Source organism: Pseudonocardia bannensis (assembly GCF_012911875.1).
Classification (GTDB): domain Bacteria; phylum Actinomycetota; class Actinomycetes; order Mycobacteriales; family Pseudonocardiaceae; genus Pseudonocardia; species Pseudonocardia bannensis.
In genome coordinates this window covers 20634-30064 of the sequence record NZ_JAAXKZ010000071.1, presented here as the reverse complement: position 1 = coordinate 30064, position 9431 = coordinate 20634, and the positions used below count along the sequence as shown (strand labels likewise).

The following is a 9431-nucleotide window of genomic DNA, read 5'->3' as shown; positions in this document are numbered from 1 at the left end:
ACGTGAAGCTCCTGGTGAGGCGAGTTGATCTAGGCAATCGCCCGTCTACCAGGAGCTTCATTTTTTCGTGGTCAGGCCACGCCGTACGTACGCCGACCTGCCCGTCTGCCAGGTTGGCAAAGGCTCAGTGTCCGGCGCTGGGGGCCAAGCTCACTGGTGTTCGAGGGAGCCGCTGTGCATTGCCATTCGTTCGCTCTTGCCGCCTCGTCGGAGTCGATCGGTTCGCCGTCGTTGTGGACCGCCAGCATCGCCGTGCTGCTCGCCTTGTTGGTCACGGATTTTCTGGTGACCCGCGGCCCGCACGAGGTCTCGTTGCGGGAGGCCGCGGGGTGGTCGGTGTTCTACCTCGCGTTGCCGCTCGGGTTCGGCGTGTTCCTGTGGGCGGCCTTCGGCAGTGCTCAGGCGCTGGAGTTCATCACGGGATTCGTGGTGGAGAAGTCCCTATCGGTGGACAACCTGTTCGTGTTCATGCTCTTGCTGGCCGGCTTCGCCGTACCGGCCGCGCTCCAGCAGCGCGTGCTGCTGTACGGCATCGTCGGAGCTCTGGTGTTGCGCGGCATCCTCATCGCGGCCGGCGCCGCGCTGCTGCAGGCCGGCACCTGGGCATTCCTGGTGTTCGGCGCGATCCTGTTCGCCACCGCCATCAAGATCTTGCACGAGGCGGTCACCGGGGCCGCCGTCGACCGCGACGTGGCGCAGCTGCGATCAGTGCGCCTGCTGCGCTGGCTGATGCCCGTCACCGACGACTACCGCGGCACCCAGCTCATCGTCCGCGAGGGCGGGCGGCGTGCCCTGACCCCGCTGACCGTCGCGGTCGTGGCGATCTTCGCCACCGACGTGGTGTTCGCCATCGATTCCGTGCCCGCGGTCTACGGGATCACCGCCGATCCGTACCTGGTGTTCACCACCAACGCCTTCGCCCTGCTGGGCCTGCGCGCCCTGTACTTCGTGCTGCATTCCGCGCTGGCCAAGCTCACCCACCTCAACCACGGGCTCGCGCTCATTCTCGCGTTCATCGGCGTGAAGCTGGTGCTGCACTGGGCCCACGGAATCTGGCCTGCCGTGCCGGAGGTCCCCACACCGATCTCCCTCGCGGTCATCGTGCTGATCCTGGCGGTTGTCACGCTGACCAGCCAGCGCTCCCGCCGCCGCTCGGAAGCAACCACACCCGGAAGCTGACCATGCTCATCGACATCCTCATCGACGTCGGCGTGACCGTACTGGTCTTGGCCGCATTGCTGTTCACCAGCGTCGTGCTGCTGTCTGCCCGCCCACCCAGGGAGCCCCGGCGCTAGTGGCTCGACACGCTGGATCGACCAGGTAATTGATCTCGCCTGTCGCCCCCACGAGGCTGCTTGCACATCGAGTGCGGGAGGTGGTTGTGGCTCGCCGACCGAGCGTCTTCGTGCGGCCGTTGTCGATGGACGAGGGCCGGCAGTTGCAGCGGATCACCCGGACCGCGCGCAACCCGCTCCGGCTGCGCCGCGCGATCGTGGTTCTGATGTCCGCCCAGGGCCAGGCCGTCCGCGATATCACGTCGTTGCTGCAGGTCAGCGACGACTACGTGCGGGACGTGATCCACGCGTTCACCGAGCAGGGGTTCGACGCACTGGACCCAAAACCGAGCGGGGGACGCCCGCGCAAGATCGGTGAGCAGCTCCGCACCTGGATTGGTGCGATCGCCCGGAGTCCCCCGCCGACTGGGGCATCACCGCGTTCTCCACCTGGTCGCTGGCCAAGCTGCGCGAGCACCTACTCGCCGAGGGCATCGTCGCCGGGCTCAGCCGCGAGCCGCTGCGCCGGATCCTGCACGCCGGCGGTGTCTCGTGGCAGACCACGACCACGTGGAAGGCCTCCACCGACCCGGACCTCATCGCCAAGATGCGCCGGGTCCTGGACCTGTACGACCACCCGCCGGCCGACGGCCGGGTGTTCTGCGTCGACGAGTTCGGGCCGCTGAACCTGCAACCACGCACGGGCAAAGCCTGGCGGCCACAGCGCCGGCCGCGGCGGCAGCGGGCGACCTACACCCGCACGTCCGGGGTGATGCACATGCTCGCCGCACTCGACCTGACCACCGGCAAGCTGTTCTACCGGATCCGCGAGCGCAAACGCTGGATCGAGTTCCTCGACCTGCTCAAGGTCCTGCGAGCTCGCTGGCCCGGCGAGAAGCTCTACGTTGCGACAACTTCTCCCCGCACCGCCACGCCCGCGTCCGGGAGTGGTGCGCCGTGAACGCGGTCGAGTTGGTGTTCTTGCCGACCTACGGGTCGTGGTTGAACTGGATCGAGGCCGATTTCGCCGCGCTGCGCTACTTCGCCCTGAACGGCACCGACCACCGCAGCCACGACGAGCAGAACGTGGCGATCCCCGCCTACGTCCGCCGGCGCAACGCCCGAGCCCAGCCGAAGGTCAACTTCGCGGTCGGCTCTCCGATCCGCACCTGGACCGATTACCCGTTCAAGGCTGCGTGACAAGCCACTAGTAGTACTTTGTTAGGTGTGTCGTTCCCGTTGATCCGGCGTCCCGTGTGATCTTGTTCGGGTCGTGACTCCGGAGGAGATGGCGCAGGTCCGGCCGCGGCTGGTGGCGTTCGCGGCCGGGATGCTCGGTGGGTTGGTCCGGTCGGATCAGCGGGCCAAGGGCGAGCTGTATCTGCGCGGGCTGTTGCTGGATGGCAGGCGCAAGTCGATGCAGCCGATGGCCGCCCGTCTCGGTGTGGACCATCAGCAGTTGCAGCAGTTCGTGACGTCGTCGACCTGGGACTACGGCGAGGTCCGCGGTCGGCTGGCGCGGTGGGCGCAGGAGTTCATCGACCCGCGGGCCTACGTCATCGACGACACCGGCTTCCCGAAGGACGGCGTCGACTCGCCCGGCGTGGCGCGGATGTACTCCGGGTCGCTGGGCAAGGTCGGGAACTGTCAGATCGGGGTCAGCGTGCACGCGGTCACCGACTGGGCCTCCGCGGCGATCGACTGGCGGCTGTTCCTCCCGAAGTCCTGGGACGACGCCACCGTCGATGGTGATGACGACCCCGAAGCCGCGGCCGAGATCCGACGACGGCGGGCCCGCAGCAAGATCCCCGACCAGGTGCGACACCGGGAGAAGTGGCGCCAGGCCCTGGACATGCTCGACGAGATCACCGGCGACGAGCAGGCAGGCGGCTGGGGCCTGCACCCGCGGCCGGTGGTCGCCGACGCCGGCTACGGCGACTGCACCGAGTTCCGGCTGGAGCTCGAAGCTCGCGGTCTGCCCTACGTCCTGGCAGTCCAGGCCACGACCAGCGCCTATCTCGCCGATGCCCAGCCGATGACCCCGCCCTACCGTGGCCGCGGCCGCCCCCCGGTGCCGCGCTACCCCGACGCCCGGTCCACTCTCGCCGCGCTCGCCCTCACCGCGGGACGACGCGCGTTGCGCAGGGTCACCTGGCGCCACGGCACCCGCAAACACCCCGGCAACCCAACCGCGGCGATGACCTCCCGCTTCCTCGCCCTGCGGGTGCGCCCGGCCAACCGCGACATCCCCCGAGCGCCGGACGGCACGTTGCCCGAGTGCTGGTTGATCGCCGAATGGCCGCCCGGGAAACCCGAGCCCACCGACTACTGGCTCTCCACCATGGCGCCCGACACCCCGCTACGCGAACTCGTCCGGCTCGCGAAAATCCGCTGGCGCATCGAGCACGACTACCGCGAACTCAAAGACGGCCTCGGCCTGGACCACTTCGAAGGCCGCAGCTACCTCGGCTGGCACCGCCACGTCACCCTCACCGCACTGGCCCAGGCGTTCTGCACCTCGCTGCGCTACGACCCAAAAGCCCCTGCGCCGGCCTGACCCTCTACGCCGTCCTCCGCGAACTCCAGACCCTCCTCGGCGTCTGGACCGGCGCCTGCCGCACCTGCCGACGCCCCTACCCAGGCCCGACCTAACAAAGCCCTACTAGTCGGCGTCCACCCAGACCCGCCACGCGGCGCGGGCGTTCCGCTCGCAGCCCTCGGCGTGCCCGGCCTCGTTGCCGCTCGGGTTGCGCTCGAACGGGCCGTAGTCGCGGATCAGCTCGCCACGCGAGCCACAACGCCCGGCGTGGACGCCGTCCAGGCTCCAGCCATCGCGGCGGCCGCTGTCGAGCGGCGTATGAGTCGAGCGGACTCAGTCCCCAGATTCTGGGACCACTGTTCTAAGGGGCGGAGACGCCTGCCACTGCTCGACCATGGGCCGGAGCCAGCCGGCCAGCCCGGGTAGCTGCGGGGCCATCGGGAGGCAGGCGAGGAGCTGCAGGGTGCGGGCGGCCTCCATGACACGCAGCAACCGTTCGTCCAGCGGGCGCAGGCCGAGCCGGGCCGCGGCCGCGTCATAGGTGGCACGTGCAGCCGGGCCCGCCGAGACGAGATCCCATTCCACCGGGCCGCGCATGACGTGCTCGAAGTCGGAGCACAGCGGGCCCTCCGGGGTGACGATCACGTTGTAGGTCGGCGCGTCCCCGTGGACCGGGTGCACGTCGAGGCCGGGGAACCGCGCCGCGAACCCCTCGGGCGAGGTGAGCGGTTCGATCAGCGCCCACTCCGATCGGGCGCGGCGCAGCCCGTCGGTGTCGAGGAGGTCGGGACGCTGCTCCAGCTGCGCGAGCCCGTCCGGGATCGAGGCGTCGAGCGGCATGAGGAAGCGCAGCTCCCCGGGGTAGTCGCGCAGCGCGGCGTGCAGTCCCGCGGCACCCTCGATCCGCTCGGGGTCGTCCAGGCCCGTGCTCGGCTCGGTCGGCACCTGTTCCACGTACTGCCAGAACGTCATGGAGAACCCGTCGCGGCGGACGGGTTTGCGGGGCACCAGCGGGCTCGGCGCGACGACCGGGTGCCCACGCTCGGCGAGCCACGCCGTCACGTCCAACTCCCGGAGCTGCTGGGCGCTCTGGCCGGCGGGGTCCGCGACGACCGTGCGGGGCAGCACTGTGGGCACCCGTGCCACGACCGGAGCCGGGTGGAGGTGCACGACCACGGAGAACGCGTCGTAGAGCACCCGGGGCTCGGTCACCGTGAGCCCGAGCTCGCGGGCCGCGGAGCGGGCGGCCGCCACCGCGCGGTCCTGACGGTCGCGCACCTGGTCAGCGGCCAGATCATCCGGTAGCGGCATGCTGCGGATGGTGGCACAGCGGTACACGCTGAAACCGTGCGCCGGTCCGCAGCGCGCCCACGGCCGTCTCGGGTGCGATCACGTACTCGGCCGGGCCGATGATCGCCGCCTGCTTGGTTGGGTAAGCGCTGCAGCGTTCAGTGGAACACGGGTATTCCGAGAAACCCTGTGGTTTCCGGGGTTGCAGGGGAAACCAGGGTTCAGGGGAGGGCCGGGCCTTCCGTCGCCCGGTACCGCTCCGCCGGCGCCGTGACCGTGCCATAGGTGCCGACCAACTCCTCCGCCCGCATCAGGGCAGAGTTGACCCGAGTAGTGGCAGGCCGGCGGTTGAGTGCTCCGCTGTTGGTGATCGTGCGGACCACGAGGCCGAGCATCTTCAGGTCGGCCGGGAACATGGGATCGGTAACGGCGGGTGACGGGCGATCGTCGGCGGGCTCCGCGAGGATGTCGAGCAGCTCCTGGACGTCGTCCGTGAACTCCTCGCGGTGCTCTAAGAGGACAGCCACGACCGTGCGGGTCGCCACTCCGACGGGCCCAGACTCCCCTCTGAACTGCGCATACAGGAGCCTTCGGCGTCGTCGCCACCGTCGCCGCCCGCGATCTGTCCGGCGTGGACTACGTCTACCTGTGGGTCGACGGCATCCACGATACCGACGTCGACGGGGTGTGGGCGACGAACGACCAGCAGCCGAGCGCCGCGGCACCCGAGGACGACGCAGCGCCGGACCGCGACCCGCAGCGAACCGGACCCGAACCGGGCGTAGGGGCAACGAGCCGCGCCGCCCGCGCGGGGGGATCGGGCGTCGACGATGCGGAGGCGATGGAGAGCGCGGTCAGTCCGCTGCTGGTCGCCGCGCTGCCGGGCGAGGTGCTGGACAAGGTCCGCCAGAGCCCGGGCTACGACCGGCTGCGTGACGGGCTGTTCGCGCAGTACCAGCAGGGCCGATCGGTGGCGGCTCTGCTGGACAATCTGGCAGCAGACAAGATCGGCGATGCGAACGACCCGGCGAGCTACCTCGGGGCCATCGTGGGGCGCCGCGTCGAGTCAGACCGGCTGCGGCCCACGCTGCCCGACCGGTCCGCGATGGTCGATCTCGTTGCCCGCGGGCTGCCGCGCTCGGTCGCGGACAAGGTGGTGGGCTGTTCGGGCTGGCCGGGGCTGGCCAAGCGGATCGACGCATGGCAGCGGGGAGGCCTGCCCGTCGAGGACATGCTGGAGTCGCTGCCGGCCGGGCGGATCTCCACCGCCGGCCGGCCCGCGGCCTACACCACCGCGCTGATGAGCTCGACGGCCCAGAACCTCCGCAAGCAAGCCCGCGATGAACAGTCCGGTCCCGAACGGCCCGATCCGTTCCCAGGCCGGGCCGACGCTGAGCCCGACCTGAGCTGGACCGACGAACTGGCTGGACCGACGAACTGGACGAGACCAGCGCGGTGGACCGCGTCGGGCTCGAGTCGGTGATCGGGCTCGGATTCCCGGCCCGTGACGCCCGGCTGGAAGCCCGTCTACGCGACGGCGCCGAGGCGGCCGGCCATACCGCGGCCGCGGAGACCGCCCAGGCGCGGGCCGGCGGGCATGAGCGCGACGCCGCCCACGAGCGGACGACCCCGGACGTGCCCGACACGGTCGAGCGCGAGGACCTAACGGGCCAGGACCACGCCCGCGTCGAGGACAACCTGGCCGCGGGGGAGCGGGCCATCGCCGCCGAGGCACGCGGCGCGGCGTCGGCGGCCGCCGCGCGCGCCGAGGTCACCTTCACCCCCGGCGACACCCCGGCCGCGGACAACCGCGTCGCGCCCCAGCGGGTACCGGCCGGCGCGCGGCCGGTGCGGACCCGGCAGAACACCGCGAGCCCGGAGAGGGGACGGAGCCGATGAGCCCCGCGACGATCACCGCGGCGGACATGCGCCGGCTGCTCGCCGAGGGCCGCGCCCGCCCGCTGCTGGCGGGGCACTTCCCGGTCCCGGTCGAGCTGGACGAGCGGTGGTGGCATGTCCCCGACACCGGGGGCGAGGCCGGGGACTTCGTGCCCGCGCCCGCCGAGCTGGCCGCGACCTTCGCCCAGTTGGCCGCCCGTCGGCGCGCTGCCGACGCCGCCGTGGCGCGAGCCGAGCGCGGCAGCACGCCATGAGCACCGGCGCCCCGGACGCAGCGCGCACCACGGCGACCGACCTGGCGGCCTCGGCGCTGCTGGGTGCGCTGCTGTGGGATCCGCGGCGGGTGCGCGATGTCGCGGACTGGTTGGAGCCCACCGACTTCGGGCACTGGGCGCACCGCGCGATCTACCAGACGATGACCGGGCTGATCGCGGACGGCAGGGAAGTCGACCTGCTGTCGCTGCCCGAGGTGCTGGCCCGCGGGGAGTACCACGATGCGCACGTGGACCGGGGCGGGATCGGGCCGCTGTCCGCGCCGGCCCTGCACGACCTGCTGTCGATGACCCCGGCCACCCCGCGCGCCGAGGAGCACGAGGCCAACCAGGGCGTGGTCCGCAGCGAGCACGTCCGCTACGCGCGGGTCGTGCTGGAGGACTCGATCCGCCGCCAGGTCCAGGCCGCCGGGACCCGCATCGATCAGTACGCCCGGCACGCGACCGGGCAGGACGCCGACACCGCCGCCGAGGTCATGGCCCCGGTGCTGGCCGAGACCACCGCCCGGCTGCGCGAGCTCACCAGCCGTCTCGGCGACTCCGGAGCGCTGCGCTCCCGGATCGCCGCAGCTCTCGACCCAGCCACCCCCGCCACCGGACCCGGCGCCGCCGGGTCCACACCGGACGTCGAGATCGGGCACCCCCGTCCCCCGCTCACCGCGGCAGGTGTGCAGCGTGCGGAGTACAGCCTGATCGGGGCGTGCCTGGTCTCCCCGCAGGTGCGGGGGCTGGTCGAGGACCGGCTGCTCGCCGAGGACTTCACGACCGCGGAGGTGGCCGCGACCTGGCAGGCGATCCGCGCGCTGTCCCGGCGGGGGGACCCGGTCGACTTCGTGCTGGTCGCGGTCGAGGTCGAGCGCCAGGGCGCCACCCCCGACTACGGGCCCGGTCTCGGCGCGGCCGAGCTTGCCCGGGTGGCCGCCCGCGCCGATGCAGTCTCGGGGTACCGGGCGGTGGACACCGTCGCCCGCGCCGCGCTCAGCCGCGCCGCCGGGCAGGCCCACCGCGAGCTGCAGCAGCTGGCCGGGGACCGGGCCAAGACCGGGCAGGAGGTCCTCCGCGGAGCCCAGGGCGTGCTCACCACGGTCGAGGCGACCGCGCGCCGCCTCGGCGGGAACGCCGCGGCCACCGCGGCGGCCGCGCTGACCCCGCCCGCCGAGCGGGTTCCGCAGCCACGCCCCCGCGCCGACACGGCCGCTGCGCGCCGCCGGATCGCCGTTCGCCGATACCTAACTCAGGGCGCCTACATGGCCTCTGCGAGCAGCGAGGCCGATCTCAGCGCGGCGCTCAGCTCTGACAAGTGACGATGGCGTACTCGCCCTCTGAGGAGTTCTCGGACACGACGTTTCCAGACGGGGCGATGATCTGGCACGAGATGGTGCCGCCTCCGGAGTTCTGAGCGGAGACGTAGGCGAACGACATACTTGCGTAGCCGGGGCTCTCGACGCTCTTGCTCCACGGCAGCTTCGCGCTGGACACCTGGGAGGTGTTCCCGCCCTTGGCCGCATAGGTGATCATCGCTTTGTGCGGCCCGGTGACCTTGTAGGTCCAGGTGTCGGAGACGGGCTCAGGGGCCTGGGTCGTCGTCGGTGCGGCGGCAACGGTGGTACGCGCGGTGCTCGCTGCGGTCGAGGGAGCAAGCGCCACGGAGACCTTGTCGAGCTTGTTCCATCGCGTTCCCGGCGCGGGGTTCTGGGAGACGACTCGCGACGACATCGTCGCGTTCCTGTTCTGGGAGTAGTCGATGTAGTGGAAGTCGGCACGGCGAAGGGCCTGGCTGGCCTGTTCCCCGGTCAGCCCGGTTAGGTCCGGCATGATCGCGTAACCGAAGCGCGCCGGGTCAGCCGTGGTCGTGGACGCAGCCGTTGCAGAGGCAGGCGCGGCGGAATCCGGGGTGACGGCGCTCGACTGGCCGCAGCCGGCCGCCGCAAGCGCGAGCGGGAGAACGACAACCAGCCGGCACAGAGACCGCCAACCCCGACGGGTGGCCTTGTGCGGGTGAGGCGAGGTCATGACTGTTCTCCTAGGCGGTGCTGCCCGCGTTCAGCTGGATCGAGAGGTCATCGGGCACGACCTCACAGGGCCATACCGCCTAGTCATCGCCGCCGAACGGATCGTCCCTTACATGCCGCATGGACGGATCGTCAATTCTGGTTA

Annotated in this window: 12 protein-coding genes; 9 read left to right on the top strand and 3 right to left on the bottom strand. The window is 71.3% G+C overall.

Going from position 1 to position 9431, the window contains the following annotated elements; translation table 11 throughout:
• Positions 1–231 precede the first annotated feature (231 nt).
• From HF519_RS18465 to HF519_RS18450, 5 genes are all read left to right on the top strand, one after another.
• Entirely contained in the window at positions 232–1179 is a 948-nt protein-coding gene (locus tag HF519_RS18465) for a TerC/Alx family metal homeostasis membrane protein (RefSeq protein ID WP_246244436.1), read from the top strand.
• 241 nt (positions 1180–1420) lie between these two features.
• Positions 1421–1960: a helix-turn-helix domain-containing protein gene (locus HF519_RS31555; protein WP_312860190.1), complete on the top strand. Its 540-nt coding sequence runs from the start codon at positions 1421–1423 to the stop codon at positions 1958–1960.
• Positions 1882–2235 carry a hypothetical protein gene (locus tag HF519_RS31550; protein ID WP_246244451.1) on the top strand — a complete coding sequence of 118 codons (354 nt, stop codon included), beginning with the start codon at positions 1882–1884 and terminating at the stop codon, positions 2233–2235. The genes HF519_RS31555 and HF519_RS31550 overlap by 79 nt, the downstream gene beginning before the upstream one ends.
• Positions 2157–2474: a transposase gene (locus HF519_RS31545; RefSeq protein WP_246244445.1), complete on the top strand. Its 318-nt coding sequence runs from the start codon at positions 2157–2159 to the stop codon at positions 2472–2474. Before HF519_RS31550 ends, HF519_RS31545 begins: the two co-directional genes overlap by 79 nt.
• Positions 2475–2547: 73 nt before the next feature.
• On the top strand, positions 2548–3831 hold the full coding sequence (locus HF519_RS18450) for an IS701 family transposase (protein WP_312860189.1): 1284 nt from the start codon (positions 2548–2550) through the stop codon (positions 3829–3831).
• A gap of 315 nt (positions 3832–4146) precedes the next feature.
• On the opposite strand, the gene HF519_RS18445 is transcribed toward HF519_RS18450, so the two are convergent.
• Together HF519_RS18445 and HF519_RS18440 are read right to left on the bottom strand one after the other, a co-directional pair.
• Complete coding sequence (locus tag HF519_RS18445; protein WP_169414212.1) at positions 4147–5124, bottom strand: aminoglycoside phosphotransferase/kinase family protein; 978 nt, start codon at positions 5122–5124, stop codon at positions 4147–4149.
• A gap of 200 nt (positions 5125–5324) precedes the next feature.
• Positions 5325–5630: a hypothetical protein gene (locus tag HF519_RS18440; RefSeq protein ID WP_169414211.1), complete on the bottom strand. Its 306-nt coding sequence runs from the start codon at positions 5628–5630 to the stop codon at positions 5325–5327.
• A gap of 104 nt (positions 5631–5734) precedes the next feature.
• On the opposite strand from HF519_RS18440, the gene HF519_RS18435 reads away from it, so the two are divergent.
• From HF519_RS18435 to HF519_RS18420, 4 genes are read left to right on the top strand one after another with little or no spacing between them, the layout of a single operon-like run.
• The gene (locus HF519_RS18435; RefSeq protein ID WP_169414210.1) at positions 5735–6586 is read left to right on the top strand and encodes a hypothetical protein; all 852 of its coding nucleotides are present in this window, start codon (positions 5735–5737) and stop codon (positions 6584–6586) included.
• Positions 6559–7002, top strand: coding sequence for a hypothetical protein (locus tag HF519_RS18430; RefSeq protein WP_169414209.1), 444 nt, complete (start codon positions 6559–6561; stop codon positions 7000–7002). Before HF519_RS18435 ends, HF519_RS18430 begins: the two co-directional genes overlap by 28 nt.
• Entirely contained in the window at positions 6999–7256 is a 258-nt protein-coding gene (locus HF519_RS18425) for a hypothetical protein (RefSeq protein WP_169414208.1), read from the top strand. Before HF519_RS18430 ends, HF519_RS18425 begins: the two co-directional genes overlap by 4 nt.
• Positions 7253–8578 carry a DnaB-like helicase N-terminal domain-containing protein gene (locus HF519_RS18420; protein ID WP_169414207.1) on the top strand — a complete coding sequence of 442 codons (1326 nt, stop codon included), beginning with the start codon at positions 7253–7255 and terminating at the stop codon, positions 8576–8578. Before HF519_RS18425 ends, HF519_RS18420 begins: the two co-directional genes overlap by 4 nt.
• On the opposite strand, the gene HF519_RS18415 is transcribed toward HF519_RS18420, so the two are convergent.
• Entirely contained in the window at positions 8562–9287 is a 726-nt protein-coding gene (locus HF519_RS18415) for an MmpS family transport accessory protein (protein WP_211170219.1), read from the bottom strand. The genes HF519_RS18420 and HF519_RS18415 overlap by 17 nt on opposite strands.
• Positions 9288–9431: the final 144 nt, after the last annotated feature.